Source organism: Pseudogemmobacter sp. TB195 (assembly GCF_058313095.1).
Genome location: NZ_JBZEGG010000014.1, coordinates 143,990 through 162,701 on the forward strand (window position 1 = coordinate 143,990; position 18,712 = coordinate 162,701).

The 18,712-nt window shown below is 62.1% G+C and carries 21 protein-coding genes, 1 tRNA gene and 3 pseudogenes; 13 read left to right on the plus strand and 12 right to left on the minus strand.

The annotated features are described in order from the left end of the window. Positions 1-82 precede the first annotated feature (82 nt). Positions 83-1,042 carry a class 1b ribonucleoside-diphosphate reductase subunit beta gene (gene nrdF / locus AC4FS3_RS15680; RefSeq protein WP_491021334.1) on the plus strand — a complete coding sequence of 320 codons (960 nt, stop codon included), beginning with the start codon at positions 83-85 and terminating at the stop codon, positions 1,040-1,042. Positions 1,043-1,331: 289 nt separating this feature from the next. Here the strand turns inward: nrdF and AC4FS3_RS15685 are convergent, their stop codons facing one another. The 3 genes from AC4FS3_RS15685 to AC4FS3_RS15695 form a co-directional block, all read right to left on the minus strand. Continuing rightward, positions 1,332-1,565, minus strand: coding sequence for a hypothetical protein (locus AC4FS3_RS15685; RefSeq protein ID WP_491021335.1), 234 nt, complete (start codon positions 1,563-1,565; stop codon positions 1,332-1,334). Between the two features lie 98 nt (positions 1,566-1,663). Continuing rightward, positions 1,664-1,906 carry a hypothetical protein gene (locus AC4FS3_RS15690; protein WP_491021336.1) on the minus strand — a complete coding sequence of 81 codons (243 nt, stop codon included), beginning with the start codon at positions 1,904-1,906 and terminating at the stop codon, positions 1,664-1,666. After that, positions 1,893-2,450 carry a phage portal protein gene (locus tag AC4FS3_RS15695; protein WP_491021337.1) on the minus strand — a complete coding sequence of 186 codons (558 nt, stop codon included), beginning with the start codon at positions 2,448-2,450 and terminating at the stop codon, positions 1,893-1,895. The genes AC4FS3_RS15690 and AC4FS3_RS15695 overlap by 14 nt, the downstream gene beginning before the upstream one ends. Between AC4FS3_RS15695 and AC4FS3_RS15700 the strand changes: the two genes are divergently transcribed. After that, entirely contained in the window at positions 2,419-2,502 is an 84-nt protein-coding gene (locus tag AC4FS3_RS15700) for a DUF4326 domain-containing protein (protein ID WP_491021356.1), read from the plus strand. The genes AC4FS3_RS15695 and AC4FS3_RS15700 overlap by 32 nt on opposite strands. Positions 2,503-2,631: 129 nt before the next feature. On the opposite strand, the pseudogene AC4FS3_RS15705 reads toward AC4FS3_RS15700, so the two are convergent. Beyond that, positions 2,632-3,507, minus strand: a pseudogene (locus AC4FS3_RS15705) (packaged DNA stabilization protein); the annotation flags it as partial. A 58-nt stretch (positions 3,508-3,565) separates the two neighbouring features. Here AC4FS3_RS15705 and AC4FS3_RS15710 point away from each other — a divergent pair. Next, the gene (locus tag AC4FS3_RS15710) at positions 3,566-3,805 is read left to right on the plus strand and encodes a hypothetical protein (protein WP_491021338.1); all 240 of its coding nucleotides are present in this window, start codon (positions 3,566-3,568) and stop codon (positions 3,803-3,805) included. Positions 3,806-3,825: 20 nt separating this feature from the next. On the opposite strand, the gene AC4FS3_RS15715 is transcribed toward AC4FS3_RS15710, so the two are convergent. After that, positions 3,826-3,902 (minus strand) — tRNA-Pro (locus AC4FS3_RS15715). A 531-nt stretch (positions 3,903-4,433) separates the two neighbouring features. Here AC4FS3_RS15715 and AC4FS3_RS15720 point away from each other — a divergent pair. Further along, entirely contained in the window at positions 4,434-5,105 is a 672-nt protein-coding gene (locus AC4FS3_RS15720; protein ID WP_491021339.1) for a hypothetical protein, read from the plus strand. A gap of 215 nt (positions 5,106-5,320) precedes the next feature. On the opposite strand, the gene AC4FS3_RS15725 is transcribed toward AC4FS3_RS15720, so the two are convergent. From AC4FS3_RS15725 to pdxH, 3 genes are all read right to left on the minus strand, one after another. Further along, positions 5,321-5,794, minus strand: coding sequence for a DUF192 domain-containing protein (locus AC4FS3_RS15725; RefSeq protein WP_491021357.1), 474 nt, complete (start codon positions 5,792-5,794; stop codon positions 5,321-5,323). A gap of 176 nt (positions 5,795-5,970) precedes the next feature. After that, complete coding sequence (locus tag AC4FS3_RS15730) at positions 5,971-6,516, minus strand: cold-shock protein (protein ID WP_491021340.1); 546 nt, start codon at positions 6,514-6,516, stop codon at positions 5,971-5,973. A gap of 113 nt (positions 6,517-6,629) precedes the next feature. Next, positions 6,630-7,268 (minus strand): pyridoxamine 5'-phosphate oxidase, encoded by a 639-nt coding sequence (gene pdxH, locus AC4FS3_RS15735; RefSeq protein ID WP_491021341.1) that lies wholly within the window; start codon positions 7,266-7,268, stop codon positions 6,630-6,632. Positions 7,269-7,383: 115 nt separating this feature from the next. On the opposite strand from pdxH, the gene fabI reads away from it, so the two are divergent. The 6 genes from fabI (at position 7,384) to trpE (ending at position 14,212) form a co-directional block, all read left to right on the plus strand. Next, on the plus strand, positions 7,384-8,205 hold the full coding sequence (gene fabI / locus AC4FS3_RS15740; RefSeq protein WP_092896745.1) for an enoyl-ACP reductase FabI: 822 nt from the start codon (positions 7,384-7,386) through the stop codon (positions 8,203-8,205). A 1-nt stretch (position 8,206) separates the two neighbouring features. Continuing rightward, entirely contained in the window at positions 8,207-8,818 is a 612-nt protein-coding gene (locus AC4FS3_RS15745; RefSeq protein WP_491021342.1) for a LysE family translocator, read from the plus strand. 13 nt (positions 8,819-8,831) lie between these two features. Beyond that, positions 8,832-9,341: a xanthine phosphoribosyltransferase gene (gene gpt / locus AC4FS3_RS15750; protein WP_283177631.1), complete on the plus strand. Its 510-nt coding sequence runs from the start codon at positions 8,832-8,834 to the stop codon at positions 9,339-9,341. 188 nt (positions 9,342-9,529) lie between these two features. Further along, complete coding sequence (locus tag AC4FS3_RS15755) at positions 9,530-10,723, plus strand: aminotransferase (protein ID WP_491021343.1); 1,194 nt, start codon at positions 9,530-9,532, stop codon at positions 10,721-10,723. Between the two features lie 103 nt (positions 10,724-10,826). Next, complete coding sequence (locus tag AC4FS3_RS15760) at positions 10,827-12,707, plus strand: peptidylprolyl isomerase (RefSeq protein ID WP_491021344.1); 1,881 nt, start codon at positions 10,827-10,829, stop codon at positions 12,705-12,707. Next, positions 12,704-14,212, plus strand: coding sequence for an anthranilate synthase component I (gene trpE, locus AC4FS3_RS15765; RefSeq protein ID WP_491021345.1), 1,509 nt, complete (start codon positions 12,704-12,706; stop codon positions 14,210-14,212). The genes AC4FS3_RS15760 and trpE overlap by 4 nt, the downstream gene beginning before the upstream one ends. A gap of 89 nt (positions 14,213-14,301) precedes the next feature. Here trpE and AC4FS3_RS15770 read toward each other — a convergent pair whose 3' ends face one another. Further along, positions 14,302-14,745 carry a GNAT family N-acetyltransferase gene (locus AC4FS3_RS15770; RefSeq protein WP_491021346.1) on the minus strand — a complete coding sequence of 148 codons (444 nt, stop codon included), beginning with the start codon at positions 14,743-14,745 and terminating at the stop codon, positions 14,302-14,304. A gap of 161 nt (positions 14,746-14,906) precedes the next feature. Here AC4FS3_RS15770 and AC4FS3_RS15775 point away from each other — a divergent pair. After that, positions 14,907-15,417 (plus strand): annotated as a pseudogene (locus tag AC4FS3_RS15775) (helix-turn-helix domain-containing protein); the annotation flags it as partial. Positions 15,418-15,509: 92 nt separating this feature from the next. Beyond that, positions 15,510-16,304: pseudogene (locus tag AC4FS3_RS15780) on the plus strand (helix-turn-helix domain-containing protein); the annotation flags it as partial. Between the two features lie 29 nt (positions 16,305-16,333). On the opposite strand, the gene AC4FS3_RS15785 reads toward AC4FS3_RS15780, so the two are convergent. After that, positions 16,334-16,903 (minus strand): hypothetical protein, encoded by a 570-nt coding sequence (locus tag AC4FS3_RS15785; RefSeq protein WP_491021347.1) that lies wholly within the window; start codon positions 16,901-16,903, stop codon positions 16,334-16,336. Between AC4FS3_RS15785 and moaA the strand changes: the two genes are divergently transcribed. Further along, positions 16,904-17,980, plus strand: a complete 1,077-nt coding sequence (gene moaA, locus AC4FS3_RS15790) for a GTP 3',8-cyclase MoaA (RefSeq protein ID WP_491021348.1) — start codon at positions 16,904-16,906, stop codon at positions 17,978-17,980. A gap of 189 nt (positions 17,981-18,169) precedes the next feature. Here the strand turns inward: moaA and AC4FS3_RS15795 are convergent, their stop codons facing one another. Continuing rightward, entirely contained in the window at positions 18,170-18,340 is a 171-nt protein-coding gene (locus tag AC4FS3_RS15795; protein ID WP_491021349.1) for a hemin uptake protein HemP, read from the minus strand. Further along, positions 18,337-18,459: a hypothetical protein gene (locus tag AC4FS3_RS15800; RefSeq protein ID WP_283177623.1), complete on the minus strand. Its 123-nt coding sequence runs from the start codon at positions 18,457-18,459 to the stop codon at positions 18,337-18,339. The genes AC4FS3_RS15795 and AC4FS3_RS15800 overlap by 4 nt, the downstream gene beginning before the upstream one ends. Positions 18,460-18,712 lie beyond the last annotated feature (253 nt).

The window sequence follows — 18,712 nt, forward strand, 5'->3', positions numbered from 1 at the left end:
GAGCTGCGCGGGGGCCCTGCCCCCGGACCCCCGGGATATTTTCAGACAGATGAAAGGTTCTTCCGCGATGAAGGATCATGTGATGCCGAAGACCATTTTGAAAGCGATCAACTGGAACCGGTTGCAGGATGAGAAGGACCTGGAGGTCTGGAACCGTCTGACGGTGAATTTCTGGCTGCCAGAGAAGGTGCCGCTGTCGAATGATATACAGTCCTGGTCGACTCTGCGCCCCGAAGAGCGCGAGCTGACGATCCGGGTGTTCACCGGGCTGACGCTGCTGGATACGGTGCAGTCGTCAGTAGGGGCGATCTCGCTGATGCCCGATGTGCTGACGCAGCATGAAGAGGCCTGCCTGACCAATATCGCGTTTATGGAATCGGTCCATGCGCGGTCCTATTCCTCGATCTTTTCGACCTTGTGCTCGACAAAGGAGATTGACGATGCCTTCCGCTGGTCGGAGGAGAACCCGCATCTCCAGGCCAAGGCGCGTATTATCCTTGAGAAATACAAGGCCGGGGAAGATCCGCTGAAGCGCAAGATCGCGAGCGTCTTTCTCGAGAGCTTCCTGTTCTATTCCGGCTTTTATCTGCCGATGTACTGGTCGAGCCGTGCAAAGCTCACGAATACTGCCGATCTCATCCGCCTGATCATCCGCGACGAGGCGGTGCATGGCTATTACATTGGCTATAAGTATCAGCGCGGTCTGGAGAAGCTGACCGAGGCCAAGCGCGAAGAGCTGAAGGATTTCGCCTTTGCCCTGATGTTCGACCTTTACGAGATCGAGCAACGTTATACCGAAGAGCTTTATGACGGCATCGGTCTGACCGAGGACGTGAAGGCCTTCCTGCATTACAACGCCAATAAAGCGCTGCAGAACCTTGGCTATGAGGCCTTGTTCCCGCCCTCGGTCTGCGAGGTCAATCCGGCGATCCTTGCGGCGCTGTCGCCTGACAGTGAAAACCATGACTTCTTCTCGGGCTCTGGTTCGAGCTATGTGATCGGCAAGGCGGTTGCGACCGAAGACGAAGACTGGGACTTCTGAGACCGTGGTCTCAGGACGTCTGCCCCCGGCCCGGACATCCGAGGATGGGCCGGGGAGACAGCGATGGCGCGCGCGCGACCAGCGCCGGCTCGTGCATGACATCGACGTTAATGACCCACTCGGCCTGGTCGGCGGCCAGATCGCATCGGCCTTGGTCAGCGAGGCATCCGCCCCAAACAGGCATGGTTCATGCCCCGGCCCGAAAATGGCGCCAGAAGCGCAGTCGCCGCCCCGCCCATGAGCTGGTGAATGGTGGCGGTCAGGCCGCGATCGGGAGGGCGTAGATCAGTCAAAGGCGCCTCCTGCGCGTCGGGGGGGGTGCGAGGTTCAGCCCAGGCACCGCCGGCGCGGCCCGTGGATCATCCTCGATCACCGCATCGATGCGGTCTGGTCCAGCACAGGATACCGGGATGGCTTCCGGATCTACCGGCGGCTGCCAGACCGCGATCAGGGCTTGCGCGCGGGCGGCGCCGGGCACATCGGCGCCCCAGCCCGTCACCATGCGGAAGCGACGAACTTTCACGGAAGCGCAACTGCCACGCAGTGTGAAGCTGGCGGATAAGCATGGCAAGATAGCGGTACAGACCCACATCGTAATTGCGTTTGTCGCTCCCGCCTTGATCACCCACATTGTACCAGCAGAAACCGCAGTAGATGATTGGTTCGGCGAAAATCTCCAAGATCACGTTGAAAGGCATTAACCGAATCCTCGCCGATCACATCCAGAATGCTGATCGTATTGTCGCCAGTGGTGGCAGCCATGACGCCAGCATTCCAGCGATCGACAACACCGTGATCCAGTTCATAGGCGCAGACCTCGGGAAGTCGCGAGGCGCTTATCTGCGGCAGTTCACGCAGCGACATTGCCGCCCCCTTTCTGTGAGCCCAGCTGAGCGGGCAGTTCATCGCGATCAACCTTTGGCCAGTCGAAGGACTCGCGCGCCTCTTCAGGCGTTGCGATAGGCTGCTGCCCGCCGGAGCCGAGAGCCTTCGCCCAGAAATCCATCTGCGCCGTCATCGACCCGCGCAGCAGGCCGCCGGGGTTGAACTTGGCCTGATAGATCTCGGCCTCAGCATCGGTCAGCAGATCGCGCTCAATCGCCTGCTGCCACGCCTCGAACCATGGATTGAGGCCATACTGCACAAACATCTGGCCCAGAACGTCGATGCCTGAACCCCATGATGTGTCATCGACGCTGAGCAGAGGACGCGGGACGCCAAAGGGGCGCGCAATCTCCTCTATCTGCATCTTGCGCTGCTCGACCGTCTGCGAATCCCGCGCTGTATTTGCAGCGGTCCCGAGCTTCATCCCCTCTTCGAGAACCACCGACTTGCCCGCGTTTTCCGCGCCTTCGCGCGATGCCAGGCTGCCCGCGCTGCGAGGTCGCAGCTTCGCCTGCTGGTGCAAGCCGGGGGAACCTTGCCACGCCGAGACGCTGATCGAGATCGCCAATGGCTGACCTCACTTACGCCGTCCTGACCCGGATGATCTGGATCGATGCGCGCCTGATCGGCGCTGGCACCATTGGCGGCAGGATCTGGTCACTGCCTTCGGCATCAGCCAGTCTCAGGCTGCAATCGATTTCCGGTCATACCGCGCCATCAACCCTAGCCGCCTTACCCATGACCGCCAGGTGCGGACCTATCGCGCTGTGCCGGGATCGCTTCCGGCCTATCCGACCGCGTTGCGCATACCCGAGAAGGCGCTCATCATCATCAAGGATCGCCCCGCCATCGCTCTGCCGGTCCTGCCCGACGCGGGGGAACAGCTCGAGCCGGCTCACCACAAAGGGACGGCTGTTCGCCACCGGCAGGGACCGGGCCCGGCGGATCAGGGGTGCTTCGAAATCGGCACAGCGCGAAACCGGCCGCGCGATCTTGCCGGTATCGGTTCCGACATACCAGTCGCCGCCGAATTTCACCGAGACGCGGGCCTGCCATGCCGCATCATCCGCCCCGCGCTCGTGCCATTCACCGGTTGCCAGATCATAGCACCATGCCGGCGCATTGCGGAAAATCACGCAGATCAACCCGTGCCCGCGGCGCTCGTAGAAGAACATGCGCTCCGGGCTGCTTTCGGTCAGCGCCACTTCAACCGGCGGGGTCGAGATCGGCACCAGACTGCCGCCCCAAAGGTAAATCCGGCCATCAGATGACACGAAAGACAGACCGTTCGGCAGCAGCGTCACCAGCCCGTAATCCGCCAGACCGGTTTCAATATCCCCGCCGGGGATCCGCTGAAACGCATATGGGCCCGCCTGCCCCGTCCGCGCCCATTGCTCAAGGCTGTCCTCTTTGAACAGCATCAGGATATCGCGCCACACCACGCCCCGAATGATCTGCTTGTCTGTGGTCTCGGCCGAGGCGAAATCCAGCCCGTTAAAGCTGGAAGGGTTCACCAGCGCCGACCACTGGAACCGCCGGCCGTTCCGCTCCGTCAGGATCGTGTAGCCGCCGAGATACGAGACAGCCCTACACGCACGAGAATTATCTCGGTGATGCCGTCAGCGAATGGCGCGAAAGATGGGGCTGAGAAAGGACCTCAGGCTCTACGATGCGCGAGGGACGGCTGCAACGAGACTTCTTGAAGCCGGCGCAGATCTCAAAGAGATCGCGACCCATATGGACTGGTCAATAAAGCACGCTGCCGAGGTGATCGAGCGCTACGTCGCGCTATCTCCGAACATGACAGATGGGCTTGCAGAGAAGCTGCGCGAGGCCGAAGCGCGAACGAAAGTGCAAACCGAGGTGCAAACCGTATAGGCTTGGAGGGTGCTAAGTGCTGGTCGGGGCGGAGAGATTCGAACTCCCGACCTACGGTACCCAAAACCGTCGCGCTACCAGACTGCGCTACGCCCCGAACTGGCAGTCAGATAGCGGTTTCCCACCGGCAGGGAAAGCCCCGATTGCGATAAAAATGCGTTTTGCACCATCAGCTTCGGATCTGTGGCGCAAGTCATGGCACAGGAAGGCTGACGGCCGCACCTCTTTAGCCGAAACAATGCGCACAGGAAGCTCTGCATGCACCTGTTGGAAGCCTGCTCATACAGCAATACGCGTAAACCTTCATTTCCCGCACCACCAGACGAGATCGAAATATAAGATACTGAATATATGAGATAATATCCTCAGCTCGGGGCCTTCTTCATGTTGCAGGCGACCTGACAGGCAGCTGTTTCAGTCCGGCGCTGAGCAGGTTGTTTTATACTGTATCAGAACCTCCGACCGCTCATCTGCCCCGGCTGCCGGGTTTGGCCTGCACGAAACGCTACCTTCCGTTTATGCTGCGAGCAGTTGCTGCAGTCTGGCCATATTTCCTGCGGCCAGCGGCATGCAGAAGTGAGCTCTTGCGCATTAGACGCCGCGAAAGGCAGTTTGAGCAGCACCTGCAATGGCTTTTGCCTTGCCGAAAGCCTTTACTATCCGTTTGCTGTGCCGGATGAGCATGGAGAACAGTTCGGTGGTGCTGACCGCTGACGAACTGACGAGTGCCAAGGTCACGCCCGACACTCTGCACGAGCACCTTGGTCCCTGCATCCCAGGGGTGGATCCTGGGGCCGCCGCTCCATTGGAGGCGGCAATGCACTGGCCTGAAACGGGCAGGCCTGCTCTGGGCACGTTTCCGTGCAAGCCCCGCCCTGAGGATCGGAGCGGCGCGGATTGCTTGGTCGGGCGCTATGTTGAAGTGCAAAGGTGGAACGAACTGTCCGTTTCGGGCGAGAACACGGTTCCGCCGGGGCCCTGGCAGTGGATCGCGGCTTACCCGGCCTATCGGTTCAGCCTGCGCGAAGTGGTCCGGACCGTCGAGCTGCATGGCGAATGGCGTACGCCTCTGGCGCCCATGGCAATGAGGTTTGGAAAGGCAAGGGCTGGCAAGGCAGTGACAGCTCACGGCCAGGTGGAACACATCCTGATCAACCATGCCGCCCCCTTTGGCCGCGTCGGGCGCAGGATTTCGCTGCGGTCTGACAACTGCCTTCGCCACCGGATCCGAACAGAAGGCGCCTTCGCTTTTCAGATCCGCTGCGAAAAGCCCGCGCCGGTCGCGGCTACACGGCACTGAAAGAACAGCGCCCTCATCGCCTCCGCTTCGACGCGCCGCCGCAGGCGGCTCGGGGCGGATCAGGATCTTCAATACACCGCCGCCCGGATCGGGCTGATGCCGCATGCAAGCCGGCAACGTCACTCAGATTTTAAGGCAGGCCTCGCAGATAACTCTGCTACGCGTGCGGGAAAGACGGTGCGTGCGGGAAAGACGGGTCTGAGGCTGCGACACGGTCAGCGGCAGGGCCAGGCACCAGCGCGGATCAGCGGATGGCGCATCTCGCTGCCCGGAACGATTCCGGCCTTCTTTGCCAGACCACCATTGATCTCGAGCACATAGAGAACATTGTCACCGCCCGGAATCGGCGTCTCATCGCCCGGGACGGCGTTTTCATGCACCACCGTCACCCGCCCCTGAGCATCTGCGAAAATGATGTCCAGCGGGATCAGCGTGTTCTTCATCCAGAACTCGGCGCGACGCGGTGTCTCATAGATGAAGAGCATCCCGGCCTCGGGCGCGAGGCTTTCGCGATACATCAGACCCTGAGCGCGGCTGGCGGCCGTGTCGGCGATTTCAACGGAAAAACTCTGGCGTTCCCCCTGCCCTTCTTTCGCAGGCGGGCGCAGGTCGATGCGCGACAGGGAACAGCTCTGCGCCGCTTGGGCTGCGCCGGCAAAAGGCAGGCCAGGTAAGGCCTGACCGCTCAAAATCACCCCGGCCAGGATGGCCGAAAGCACAGCACGGGAGATCCCGCGACGCCTGTGACCAGACGCGTCGCACCCCGGCGCTGCAGCCAGATTGTTGTCCGAATTTTTCAGGGGGATATTCGTGGATTGCGACAAGACTGTCCAGCAGGGCGGCAGCACCGCCACCGCCCCCGCCGTCATCCGGCTTCGCCCGCCTGGGCGACGATTGCACGTTCCCAACTCAGCACCTGCACTGCCATTCTGCCGCGCCGGCCCTCAATTACCTTGAGCGCCACCGCCTCGCCTGACATCAGATCCGCAAAACCAGAGACCCGCAAGACCTCGATATGGATGAATATGTCTTCCGCCCGCCCGAAAGCATTGGCGAAGCCAAATCCTTTGGCCTTATCGAACCATTTTACACGTGCAGGCTCCATCGGCAGAACGGATAAATCCGCTGCCGAAAGTTCACCCGCCAGCTCCCCCAGGGGCACAACAGGCCCTTCCGGAGGTTCAATCGCAAGAACTTCAACCGCTTGTACACCGCGTGGTGTAGTCTGGATCCTGACTGTGACCCCTGCTCCATCCGCGACTGAACTCTGCCCAAAGTTGCGCAGAACATTCGCGTGCAACAGGATATCGGCATTGGTAATATCGCTGACGATGAAGCCAAAGCCTTTAGCCGGATCAAACCACTTCACCCGGCCCTGCAACACCTGCGTGGCCTTATCTTCTTCAGTCATAACAAGGACTATCTCCCCAGATTAAGCCCTTTTCGGTTGATGAAGGCTTAACCCCGCCTGATCAAGAGGAAATCGTATGATCAGACAGAATTGTTTACCTTTTCCCGCGATTATCAGGGGTTGAGCCTGAGGACTGTCCAATCGCCTGAACCGCTTGCAACCTTTTCGCCGCCCTCCACATCGCCCCCCCCGATGCGGCTCCAGCGGAACCGGTCATGCAGGCGGAAGGCGCCATCTGCCCAGAATTCGATCTCCAGCGGCGTGATGCGAAATCCGCCCCAGAATGGCGGGCGCGACGGAATCGGCCCTTTCGTCACGGTAACCTTTGCCACTTCGGCCATCAGTGCCTCACGCGAGGACAAGGGCTGTGATTGCCGGCTGGCCCAGGCGCCAAGCCGGCTCGTCAGGCTGCGGCTCCGGTAATAGTCATCGGCCACCCTGCCTTCCTCGCGCGTGACCGTGCCGCGCACGCGGATCTGCCGGCGCAGGCTTTTCCAGTGCATAACGAAAGCCGCCTTGCCCGAAGCCTCGATCTCGCGCCCCTTTACCGAAGTATAATTTGTATAAAAGACAAAGGATTCGGCCGCGATCTCCTTCAGCAGCACCATGCGCACATCCGGGAGCCCGGCCTCGTCGACAGTCGCCAGAGCAATCGCATTTGGATCATTCACTTCTGACGCTTCGGCCTCGGCCAGCCAGCTGCGCGCGATCGCAAAAGGATCGTCGCCTTTGAATATTCCGGTCCGTTCCATCGATGCCCGCTCCTGTTCTTACGTCAACGGTAACGGTCTCCCGCCCTTGCGGCAGGCCGCCTTTCCGCCTAAACGTCAACGCTATCAAACCGTAAAGGTGTGCGAGGGACCAGGAATGTCAACCGGACTGATGGCTGGCAAACGCGGGCTGATCATGGGCCTTGCCAATGACAAATCGATTGCCTGGGGCGTGGCCCAGGCACTGGCGGGAGCGGGGGCAGAACTTGCCTTCTCTTACCAGGGTGAAGCGCTTAAAAAACGGGTTGAGCCACTGGCTTCCAGCCTGGGTGAACCGCTTCTGTTCGAATGTGATGTGGCAAGCGAAGAATCGCTCGATGCTTTGTTCGACGGGCTTAAGGCAAAATGGGGCACGATTGATTTCGTGGTTCATGCCATTGGCTTTTCCGACAAGAATGAATTGCGCGGGCGTTATGCCGATACAAGCCGCGCCAATTTTGCAATGTCGATGGATATTTCGGTCTATAGCTTTACCGCTGTGGCCCGGCGTGCGGGGGCAATGATGGGACGGGGCGGCGCCATGCTGACCCTTACCTATTACGGCGCCGAAAAGGTGATGCCGCATTACAATGTGATGGGCGTGGCCAAAGCGGCGCTGGAGGCATCGGTGAAATATCTGGCCGAAGATTTCGGCCGCGACGGGATCCGCGTCAATGCGATCTCGGCCGGGCCGATCAAGACGCTGGCGGCTTCCGGCATTGGCGATTTCCGCTATATCCTGAAATGGAACGAGCTGAATTCGCCCCTGCGCCGCAATGTGACCCAGGAAGAGGTCGGGAAATCCGCGCTCTATCTGCTGTCGGATCTGGGCAGCGGCACCACGGGCGAGAACCTGCATGTCGATGCGGGCTATCATGTCGTCGGCATGAAGGCGATTGATGCGCCCGATATCGACGTTGTGACCGGCAAGAAGGACTGAGATGGGCCTCAGCGCATTCCTCGCAGCCTATGTCCTGCATCTGATCGCCGCGGCCTCTCCGGGCCCGGCGGTTCTGATGACGGCGCGAACGGCTGTGACCGAAGGCATGCGCACGAGCTTCTTTCTCGCCTGCGGCATCGGCTTCGGGGCGGTGTTCTGGGCACTGGCAGCGCTTTTCGGGCTGGCGGTGCTGTTCAGGCTCGCCCCGGCGCTGTTTTGGGGGTTCAAGATCCTGGGCGCGCTGTTCCTTCTATGGATCGCGTTCAATATGTGGCGTCACGCGCCCGAACCCCTGGGCGATAACAGTGATCATCCACCGCGTGGCGCGCTGGCCGCGCTCTGGCTTGGGCTTGCCACCCAGTTCTCCAATCCCAAGGCCGCGGTGTTTTTCGGCGCGATCTTTGTCGGCACCGTGCCGCCGGGCACCACCTGGCCCTGGCTGACCGCGCTTTTGATCGCGGTCTTCCTTAACGAGGTGCTCTTTAACCTTCTGATCGCGCGGCTCTTCTCGCTTGAGCGGACCCGCCACGCCTATGCCCGGCTGAAAACCGTGATTGACCGGTGTTTCGGTGGCATACTCGCCCTTCTCAGCTTTAAAATCGCCGCTACCTGACCAGAGGACGCCAATGGCCGCTGACCGCCTGCCACATGAGAAAGGGTTCCATATCAGCTGGGACCAGATTCACCGCGATGCGCGGGCTTTGTCCTGGCGGCTGGATGGCAAGGGCCCGGGCGAAGGCGGCCAGTGGCGCGCCGTGGTCGCGATCACACGCGGCGGGCTGGTGCCGGCCATGATCGTGGCGCGCGAGCTCGATATCCGCGTGATCGATACGATCAGCGTGAAAAGCTACAACCACCAGGCGCAGGCCTCGGCGGTGGTGACCAAGTCACCGCAGCCCGAGCTGATGCAAGACGGCTCCGGCATCCTTGTGGTCGATGATCTCGTCGACAGCGGCAAGACGCTGGAGCTGGTGCGCAGGCTTTACCCGAAAGCGCATTTCGCCACCGTCTATGCCAAACCGCATGGCAAGCCGCAGGTCGACACCTATGTCACCGAGGTCAGCCAGGACACCTGGATCTTCTTCCCCTGGGATATGGCACTGCAATATGTGCAGCCCTATCGCGGCACCGACTGATCGGGAACGGGGGCGTTCCGCCCCCTCTGGCGCCTGAAAGGCGCAATTCACCCCCTGAGAGTATTTGGATCAAGAGGAAATCCAGCCTCTTCCTCTTGATCCAAATACTCCCCTGGGGAGGCCCGAAACGGGCCCGGGGGGCAGGCAGCCCCCCGCTCCATATCAGCCAGCAGGCACAGGAGCCGGCCATGTCTCTTCCCCTCAATCCAAATCTGGGTGCAACCGAACTGCCGCCGGTGATGGAGGCGCGGCGCTGGATCCAGGGCAAGAGCTTTCCCGCGAACCGCCCGCTGATCAATGTAAGCCAGGCCGCGCCACTGGAGATCCCGCCGCTGGAATTGCGCCAGGCCATCGCCGATGCCGCGCTGAATGACCCTGACGCGCATCTCTATGGGCCAGTTCTGGGCATGACGGCGCTGCGCGAAGAGATCGCGGGCCAGTTTTCCCGCGCCTATTCCGGCACGATTACTGCGGACCAGGTTGCGATCACCCAGGGCTGCAACCAGGCTTTTTGCGCCACCCTCGCCGCGCTTGCCGGCCCGGGCGACGAGGTCATCCTGCCCACGCCATGGTATTTCAATCATAAAATGTGGCTGGATATGAGCGGCGTGACCACCCTTGTGCTGGAAACCGGTGCCTCGCTGATCCCCGACCCGGCAGCAGCTGAGGCGCTGATCGGGCCGAAGACCCGTGCCATCGTGCTGGTCACGCCGAACAATCCCGGCGGTGTCGAATATCCGTCGGCCACACTCAGGGCCTTTTATGATCTTGCCCGCGCGCATGGCATCGCGCTGGTGATCGACGAGACCTATCGCGATTTCGACAGCCGCCATTCGCCGCAGACCGGCGGACGCCCGCATGATCTTTTCGAAGATCCCGCCTGGGGCGAGACGGTGATCCAGCTTTACAGCTTTTCGAAAGCCTACCGGATGACCGGCCACCGGGTTGGTGCGATTGTCGCCTCTGCAGCACTTCTCACGGAGATCGAGAAAATGCTCGACACCATCGCCATCTGCCCGAACCAGCTGGGCCAGACCGGCGCGCTCTGGGGGATGCGCAACCTTGGCCCCTGGGTCGAGGGCGAGCGTCAGGAGATCCTGAAACGGCGCGCAGCCATGGTCGAAGGCTTCAGCGCCCTGACCGACTGGGTGCTGATGGGATGCGGCGCCTATTTCGCCTGGGTGGAACACCCGTTCGATCTCGCCTCGGATGATCTGTGTCGCCGGCTCGTGGATGACTGCGCCATCCTGATGCTGCCCGGCACCTTCTTTACGCCCAAAGGGTCCGAGGCCGGCCGCCGCCAGATCCGCATCGCTTTCGCCAATATCGACTGCGACGGCATCGCCGAAATGTTCCGCCGGCTGCGCGACTTCAGACCCTGACACGCCCGATTAACGCCTCCCGCGAAAGCGTGACGCCCCTGCCCTTGCCCCACACCCCGCTTGCCCTTAGACAGGCGCAAATGTTCTGACCGGAGCCCGCGACATGGCCAAAAGCCCTGATGATCAGCCGAAGAAGAAGAACAAGGGCACCTCGGCCCTGACCTGGCTGATGACCGGCATGCTGATCCTCGGGCTTGGCGGCTTTGGTGTCAGCAATTTCGGCGGCACCATCAATTCCATAGGCTCGGTCGGCAAGATCGACATTCCGGTGCGCGATTACGCCCAGGCCGTGCGCGACGAGGCGGCAAAGCTGTCGCAGCAATTCGGCACGCAAATCCCGGTGCAGCAGGCGATCGGCTTTGGCATCGACCGCCAGGCGCTTGCGGGCCTCGTGACCCGTGCAGCTCTGGACAATGCGGCGCTTTCGGCAGGGCTCTCGGTGGGCGACGCGACTGTCGCGCAGGAAGTCATGAAAGAACGGGCCTTTATCGGCAGTTCCGGCACCTTTGACCGTAGCGTCTACCGCGAGGCGCTGAGCCGTGCCGGCTGGCGCGAGGCCGATTTCGAGGAAAGCCTGCGCCGTGACGCAGCCCGCGCGCTTTTGTCCGGCGCGGTGACCGGCGGCTTTGCCGCGCCCGGGGCCACCACCGATGCGATCTATAAATGGGTGGCAGAGCGGCGCGGCTTCTCGCTGATCCGGCTGACGGAAACCAGCCTCACCACCCCTTTGACCGACCCCGATGAGGCGGCGCTGAAGGCCTGGTATGACGCCAATATCGCCGATTTCACCCGTGGCGAATCAAAGCGGCTGCGCTATGCGGTTTTGCTCCCGGAAACCATCGCCACTGGCCTGCCGGTCGATGAGGCTGCGATCCGCAAGATGTATGATGCGCGGATTTCGGAATTTGTGATCCCGCCGCGCCGGCTTGTCGAGCGGCTGGTCTATCCCGATGAGGCGGCGCGCGAAGCAGCCCTGGCGCGGCTGACGTCCGGCGAAGCCACTTTCGAGGATCTCGTCACCGCGCGCGGCCTGTCGATGGATGCGGTCGATATGGGCGATGTCTCGGAGACCGAACTCGGTTCGGCGGGGGCCGAGGTCTTTGCCGCAGCCGAAGGCGCAGTTATTCCGGCAGAAACCTCGCTTGGCCCGGCCCTCTTCCGCATCAACGGCGTGCTGCCGGGCGAAGAGACCACATTTGAAGAAGCGCATGACGATCTCGCCCAGGAAGTGAAGCTGGAAGCCGCACGCCTTGAGATCAATCATAAGATCGACGAGATCGACGACCTCCTTGCCGGCGGTGCCAGCCTTGATGAGCTTGCCACCCAGACCGGGATGGAACTCGGCCAGATCGATTATGTCGCCACCGGTCCGGGCGCGCAGACCGGCAACAAGCTCGAAGGCTACCAGGCCTTTCGCGCATCTGCCGGTGCCCTGAAGCAAGGCGATTTCCCCGAAGCGGTGACGCTGGACGACGGCGGTGTCGTGGCGCTGGAATTCGTCGAGATGGTGCCGCCGACCCCGATCCCCTTTGACGAGGCGCGGACTGAAGTGCTGGCGGCGCTGCAGCAAAGCAACCTTCGCGCCGCACTGGATGCGCGCGGGCTGGAACTGAAAACCGCCGCCGAAAGCGGCACTGATTTCGCGACGCTGGGCACGGTCGAGACCGTGGCCGAGACCTCGCGCGACGGGGCCACGACGGAAAACATTCCGGCCTCGGTGCTGGAAGCCGCCTTCGCGATGAAGGCCGGCGATATCCGGCTGATCGAGGAAGGCAGCTTTATCGGCCTGTTGCGGCTCGATCACGTGACCGCGGCTGCGGAAACCGGCGATGAGGCCGAAGCGCTGAAAGCCGCGATCTCGTCGCAGCTGGAACAGGCAGTCGCGCAGGATGCTTTCACCGCCTTCACCACCAGTGTGGCGGATAAAGCGGGCATGACCCTTAATCAAAACGCCATCAACCAAGTGAATTCGGGCCTGCAATGAAACTGGAACCCTCTTTCGACGCCTTCGAGAAAGCCTGGGGAGAGGGGAAAAACCAGCTGATCTGGGCCCGGCTTGCTGCGGATCTGGATACGCCGGTCTCGCTGATGCTCAAGCTGGGCGAGGCGCGCAAAGACACGTTCATGCTGGAATCGGTGACCGGCGGCGAGGTGCGCGGGCGCTATTCGATCATCGGCATGAAGCCCGATCTGATCTGGCGGTGCCGGGGGGAAGCCTCCGAGATCAACCGCTCGGCGCGGTTTGATCCGGATGGGTTCACCGCGCTGGAGGGCCATCCGCTCGACACGCTGCGTGCCCTGATCACCGAATGCCATATCGACATGCCCGATGATCTGCCGGCGGCATCTGCCGGGCTCTTTGGCTATCTTGGCTATGACATGATCCGGCTGGTGGAACATCTGCCGGATGTGAACCCGGATCCGCTTGGCCTGCCCGATGCGGTGCTGATGCGCCCCTCGGTCGTGGCAGTGCTGGACGGGGTGCGCGGCGAAGTGATCGTGGTGGCGCCGGCCTGGTATGAAAAGGGCGTCACCGCGCGGGCGGCCTATGCCCAGGCGGCTGAGCGGGTGATGGATGCGCTGCGCGATCTTGACCGGGCGCCTGCCGTACAGCGCGAGATCGACGGTGTGGCGATTTCGGGCGAGCTGACCTCGAATTTCAGCCATGACGGCTATAAAGCAGCGGTCGCGAAAGCGAAGGATTATATCCGCGCCGGTGATATTTTCCAGGTCGTGCCGTCGCAGCGCTGGACGATGGATTTCCCGCTGCCACCCTTCGCACTTTACCGCTCGTTGCGGCGCACGAACCCGTCGCCGTTCATGTTCTTCTTCAATTTCGGCCCCTATCAGGTGGTCGGTGCCAGCCCCGAGATCCTGGTGCGACTGAGGGATGGTGAGGTGACGATCCGCCCCATCGCCGGCACCCGCAAGCGCGGCGCGACGGTGGAAGAGGATAATGCGCTGGAGGCCGATCTGCTGGCCGATCAGAAAGAGCTTGCCGAACATCTGATGCTGCTGGATCTGGGGCGCAATGATGTGGGCCGTGTGGCGCAGATGGGGACCGTGCGGCCGACCGAGAAATTCGTGATCGAACGCTATTCGCATGTAATGCATATCGTCTCGAATGTGGTGGGCCAGATCCGCGAGGGCGAGGATGCTTTATCTGCCTTGCTGGCGGGGCTGCCTGCAGGCACGGTCTCGGGCGCGCCGAAAGTGCGGGCGATGGAGATCATCGACGAGCTGGAGCCGGAAAAGCGCGGCGTCTATGGCGGCGGCTGCGGCTATTTCGCGGCCAATGGCGAGATGGATTTCTGTATCGCCCTGCGCACGGCTGTCCTGAAGGATGAGAAGCTGTATATCCAGGCCGGCGGCGGCGTGGTCTATGACAGCGACCCCGAAGCGGAATACCAGGAAACGGTGAACAAATCCAACGCCCTGCGCCGCGCCGCGCAGGATGCCGGGCTGTTCACGCGGCGCGGCAACGGCTGAGCCTGTGGCTGATGGCAGAGGCGGGGGGCCAGCCCCCCGCGCGCGTTCCGCGCTCCCCCGGGATATTTCAGGACAGAAAATGAGGCTCTTCAGCGCGAATAGCGGATGAAGGGCGTGACTTTTGCAATGCGGTCATAGAGCTGGCGGGCGGTGGTATTGAACTCCTGCGTCAGCCAGTAGACGCCGGGGGCGCCTTTTTCATCGGCGATCCGGTAGACCGCTTCGATCAGCTTGCGCCCGAGGCCGGTGCCGCGCGCCTCGGGGGAGACATAGAGATCCTGCAGATAGCAGACATTCTCGATCTTCCAGCCATGGCGGTGGAAGAGGAAATGCGTGAGCCCCATCGGCCTGCCATCGACCAGCGCGATCAGGCCCGAGAAATCCTGCGGATCATCGCCGATGAGGCGGTCAAAGCTGGATCGGTACACCTCTTCCGGCACCGAGGTTTCGTAGAAACTCAGGTAATCGGCCCAGAGGCGGCGCCACTCGGGTTCATCAGAGGCGCGGAGCGGGCGGATTTCGATCTGTGCCATGGGCTGGGTCCTCGCTGGAATTCACCCGCCCACCCTGCCCCTGCCCGCCCTGCGATGGGCAGCGCCAGATTCTGCGGGATGATAGCGCCAGCAGCCGGCGAATCCGCTTGACCACCAATCTTTGCAAATGGATCTTGCGATTTGCAAATACGGAGCCCGATATGGCCACGCAAAAACTCTATGCCGGGGTCAAGCTGCGCGAGATCCGCGGGCGGCTGAGCCTGACGCAAAAGGCCTTTGCCGACAAGCTTGGCGTTTCGCTGCCCTATCTGAACCAGATGGAGAACAATCACCGCCCGGTTTCGGCGGCGGTGGTGCTCGCGCTGGCGCAGGAATTCGGGCTTGATGTCACCGAGCTGACGGTGGGCGAGAGCGAGCGGCTGGTTTCCGATATGCGCGAGGCGCTGGCGGATCCGGTCTTTACGGCGTCAAATCCCCCGCTGGCGGATCTGCGGCTGGCGGCCTCGAATGCGCCGGCTCTGGCGCGGGCTTTTCTCGACCTGCACCGTGCTTACCGGCAAAGCCATGAGCGGCTGGCCTCGCTTGATGAGGCATTGGGGCGCGAGGATATCGGCCTGAAACCGAGCCCCTGGGAAGAGGTGCGTGACTTCTTCCATTATTGCGACAATTATATCGATGCGGTCGACCGGGCCGCCGAGATCTTTGCCGGATCAGGAGAGCCAAAGCGCGACGTGGTACGGCTGGCCCAGGATCTGCTGCGCCAGCGCGGCGTCTCGCTGCATTATGAGACTGGCGTGCCGGTGCGCCATTACAACCCGTCAACGCGGCGGCTGGTGATCTCGGGCCAGGCCCAGGATGCGACACAGCGGTTTCAGCTTTTGCACCAGCTGGCGCTGATCACCCAGAATGACCTGCTGGAGGCGACGCTGGATCTGGCGCGGTTCTCGACACCCGAGGCGCGCGATATCGCCAAGATCGGGCTCGCGAATTACTTTGCCGGGGCCGCACTTTTGCCCTACCGCGCGTTTTTGCAGGCCGCACGCGAGACCCGCCACGATCTGGAGCGGCTTGCTGATCTCTTTGGCGCCTCGATTGAGCAGGTGGCGCATCGGCTCTCAACCCTGCAGCGGCCAGGCGCCAAGGGCATCCCCTTCTTCTTCGTCCGCGTCGATCAGGCCGGAACCATCACCAAGCGCCATTCCGCGACGCGGCTGCAATTCGCGCGGTTCGGCGGCGCCTGCCCCTTATGGAACGTACACCAGGCCTTTGAAACGCCAGGGAAATTCCTGCGCCAATTTGTCGAGACGCCGGATGGGGTGCGCTATCTCAACCTCGCGCGCGAAGTTTCGAAACCCGCCGGCGCCTTCCTCGCGCCGGTGCGCCGCTATGCGATTGGCCTCGGCTGCGAGATCCAGCATGCGCCGGATCTGGTCTATTCAGACGGGCTTGACCCGCGCGGGCGGTTCGAGCCGATCGGGATTTCCTGCCGGATCTGCGAGCGGATGAATTGCCACCAGCGCTCGGTGCCGCCGCTGGAACGCCGGCTCAGGGTCGATCCGAATACCCGCGATCTGCTGCCCTATGAGATTGCCGACTAAAGGAGATTGCCGACCAAAGCCCATGCGGCTCAGTTGCCGTAAAGCGTCAGCTCGGGCAGGCCGGTCAGCGGCAGGCCAAGCGCCTGATAGGCCGAAAGCGACATCAGCGCGCCACCACTGCCCGGGCGCAGTTCAACCGCGAGCGTTTTCCCGCCCGGGGCCACGACCCGGCCCTGACCTTTGGTCTGGACCAGCACGCTTTGCACCCAGAGGCCGGTTTCAGCGGGCGGCCCGAGGGCCACCACGGCCTTGCCCAGTTCGCGTTCGCCCGAAGCGACCGGTTTCGCAAGGGCCGCCGCCTTTTCCGCATCCGAGGTTTTGTCCAGCGCCGCAGCGCTGTGACCGCTCGCCCCGAGCGCGGTGGTCGTGACCGTCGGCGCGAATTCGGTCGCAAGGCCCGGATTCGCCGCAGGGGCCTTGCCACCCTTGCCGAACCCTTCGAAAACGGAACATCCCGGCACAGCCAGGGACAACGACAGGAGGAGAAGGGCGCGTTTCATCATAACGCCAGAATAGGCGTCCCGCCCCTTGCCTGCAACTCCCCGATTGGCCTGCGATTGCGGCTTGTGGCACAGGCCCGCCGCCCCTACTTTAAGCATATGAACAACCCGGCCCCGCTCATCGACCCCTTCGCGCGCGCCATCCGCTATCTGCGGGTCTCGGTGACGGATCGCTGTGATTTCCGCTGCACCTATTGCATGGCGGAACATATGACTTTCCTGCCCAAGGCCGAGCTTCTGTCACTGGAAGAGCTTGACCGGCTTTGTTCAGGCTTTATCAGACTTGGCGTCTCGAAGATGCGGGTGACAGGCGGCGAGCCGCTGGTCCGTCGCGGCATCATGACGTTTTTCGAAGCGATGGCGCGGCATTTGCAGACCGGCGCGCTGGAAGAGCTGACGCTGACCACCAATGGCAGCCAGCTTGCCCGTTTCGCGCAGCCTCTGGCCGATCTGGGGGTGAAGCGGATCAATGTCTCGCTCGACACTTTGGTGCCTGAGAAATTCGCCGCCATCACCCGTTGGGGGCGGCTGGCCCAGGTGCTTGACGGCATCACGGCCGCAAAGGCCGCCGGGATGCGGGTCAAGATCAATACCGTGGCGCTGAAGGGCTTTAACGAGGACGAGCTTTTCCCACTTTTGGACTGGTGCGCCCGCGAAGACCATGACCTCACCTTCATCGAGGTGATGCCGATGGGCGAGATGGGCGAGGAAAACCGCCTCGACCAGTACTGGAGCCTGCGTGCGTTGCGCGCCCGGCTGGCGGAACGCTTCACACTGACCGATCTGCTGGAACGCAGCGGCGGCCCGGCGCGCTATGTCCGGATCAATGAGACCGGGCAGAAGATCGGCTTCATCACCCCGCTCACGCATAATTTCTGCGAAAGCTGCAACCGGGTGCGGCTGACCTGCACCGGCGAGCTTTATATGTGCCTCGGCCAGGAGGATATGGCCGATCTGCGCGCGCCGCTGCGGCTCCATCCGGACGATCCGGCGCCGCTGGAAGCCGCAATCCGCGAGGCGATTGCCCGCAAGCCCAAGGGCCATGATTTCGACTATGTCCGGCAGTCAGACGGCGCCGCCCTGGACGGCTCTCCCCCAAACGATGCCTCCCCGAACAGTGCAAAGGGTCTGATCCGGGGCCAGATGAGCCGGCATATGAGCCATACTGGCGGCTGATCCGGTTGGGCGTCGGCCAGGTCCCGCCGCTATCCCTTTACCACATATAAAATTCCCCCGTTCGACAGCACGAGGGAGAGCTGCCGGACGAGGGAAAGTCTGAGGCGGATTCCCCCGCCATTCAGGACCGGTTGTGAAATCGTTATCCCAACTGCAAAAGCGCCAAGGCGTTGCCTTCGGAGGGCGATGTTATTTGGTCAGGATCAGCTTGCCCTGGCGCGTGATGCGCAGGGTATAAACCTGGCCATCCAGCACGATCTTTGCCAGGGACCCACCATCTGTCAGAACACGCGCGTCATGCACCGGGGTCGTGTCATTTTGCAGCCAGGGGGTCAGGGGGGCCTCGGTATGGGCGTTCATTTCACTGCCCCTACCCGTTCGATCAGAGCTTCCAGTGCCGCCGAAGGGGCCGTTCCGGCCGCTGCCTGGCGCAGCATCTCCGCCAAAGGAAGCCGGTCGCCCGTTGCAGGTCGGGTCATGGTCTTCTCCATCGCCTGTGAGAGAGTTTATGGCTGCGCTCACAAGGAGCCTGGCTGATCTGCGGACATTCCTGACTGATTTACTTTGTCATGTCAAGCAAGGATGTCATCGGCGTTGTTCCAGAAGTCCTCGGTGTAGCGTTGTTGTAGCGTGACAGCGAAAGCTGCAGTGTTTGATGGAATGCCCCCACTGAGTGGTCCGGTTTGAATGTTAGTGCATTGTCGGCCTGTGGTCCATTTGCACGAAGGTCTC

What these genes read in the sequence shown, in the direction of transcription:
- nrdF (WP_491021334.1), top strand. Translation starts at nt 83, where the DNA reads ATGCCGAAGACCATTTTGAAAGCGATCAACTGGAACCGGTTGCAGGAT.
- AC4FS3_RS15720 (WP_491021339.1), top strand. Translation starts at nt 4,434, where the DNA reads ATGGCTTTTGCCTTGCCGAAAGCCTTTACTATCCGTTTGCTGTGCCGG.
- AC4FS3_RS15785 (WP_491021347.1), bottom strand. Translation starts at nt 16,903, where the DNA reads ATGCTTAAAGTAGGGGCGGCGGGCCTGTGCCACAAGCCGCAATCGCAG.
- gpt (WP_283177631.1), top strand. Translation starts at nt 8,832, where the DNA reads ATGGCCGCTGACCGCCTGCCACATGAGAAAGGGTTCCATATCAGCTGG.
- AC4FS3_RS15800 (WP_283177623.1), bottom strand. Translation starts at nt 18,459, where the DNA reads ATGACCCGACCTGCAACGGGCGACCGGCTTCCTTTGGCGGAGATGCTG.
- AC4FS3_RS15710 (WP_491021338.1), top strand. Translation starts at nt 3,566, where the DNA reads ATGGGGCTGAGAAAGGACCTCAGGCTCTACGATGCGCGAGGGACGGCT.
- fabI (WP_092896745.1), top strand. Translation starts at nt 7,384, where the DNA reads ATGTCAACCGGACTGATGGCTGGCAAACGCGGGCTGATCATGGGCCTT.
- AC4FS3_RS15760 (WP_491021344.1), top strand. Translation starts at nt 10,827, where the DNA reads ATGGCCAAAAGCCCTGATGATCAGCCGAAGAAGAAGAACAAGGGCACC.
- AC4FS3_RS15755 (WP_491021343.1), top strand. Translation starts at nt 9,530, where the DNA reads ATGTCTCTTCCCCTCAATCCAAATCTGGGTGCAACCGAACTGCCGCCG.
- AC4FS3_RS15690 (WP_491021336.1), bottom strand. Translation starts at nt 1,906, where the DNA reads ATGTCGCTGCGTGAACTGCCGCAGATAAGCGCCTCGCGACTTCCCGAG.
- AC4FS3_RS15795 (WP_491021349.1), bottom strand. Translation starts at nt 18,340, where the DNA reads ATGAACGCCCATACCGAGGCCCCCCTGACCCCCTGGCTGCAAAATGAC.
- trpE (WP_491021345.1), top strand. Translation starts at nt 12,704, where the DNA reads ATGAAACTGGAACCCTCTTTCGACGCCTTCGAGAAAGCCTGGGGAGAG.
- AC4FS3_RS15745 (WP_491021342.1), top strand. Translation starts at nt 8,207, where the DNA reads ATGGGCCTCAGCGCATTCCTCGCAGCCTATGTCCTGCATCTGATCGCC.
- AC4FS3_RS15770 (WP_491021346.1), bottom strand. Translation starts at nt 14,745, where the DNA reads ATGGCACAGATCGAAATCCGCCCGCTCCGCGCCTCTGATGAACCCGAG.
- AC4FS3_RS15730 (WP_491021340.1), bottom strand. Translation starts at nt 6,516, where the DNA reads ATGACTGAAGAAGATAAGGCCACGCAGGTGTTGCAGGGCCGGGTGAAG.
- moaA (WP_491021348.1), top strand. Translation starts at nt 16,904, where the DNA reads ATGAACAACCCGGCCCCGCTCATCGACCCCTTCGCGCGCGCCATCCGC.
- pdxH (WP_491021341.1), bottom strand. Translation starts at nt 7,268, where the DNA reads ATGGAACGGACCGGAATATTCAAAGGCGACGATCCTTTTGCGATCGCG.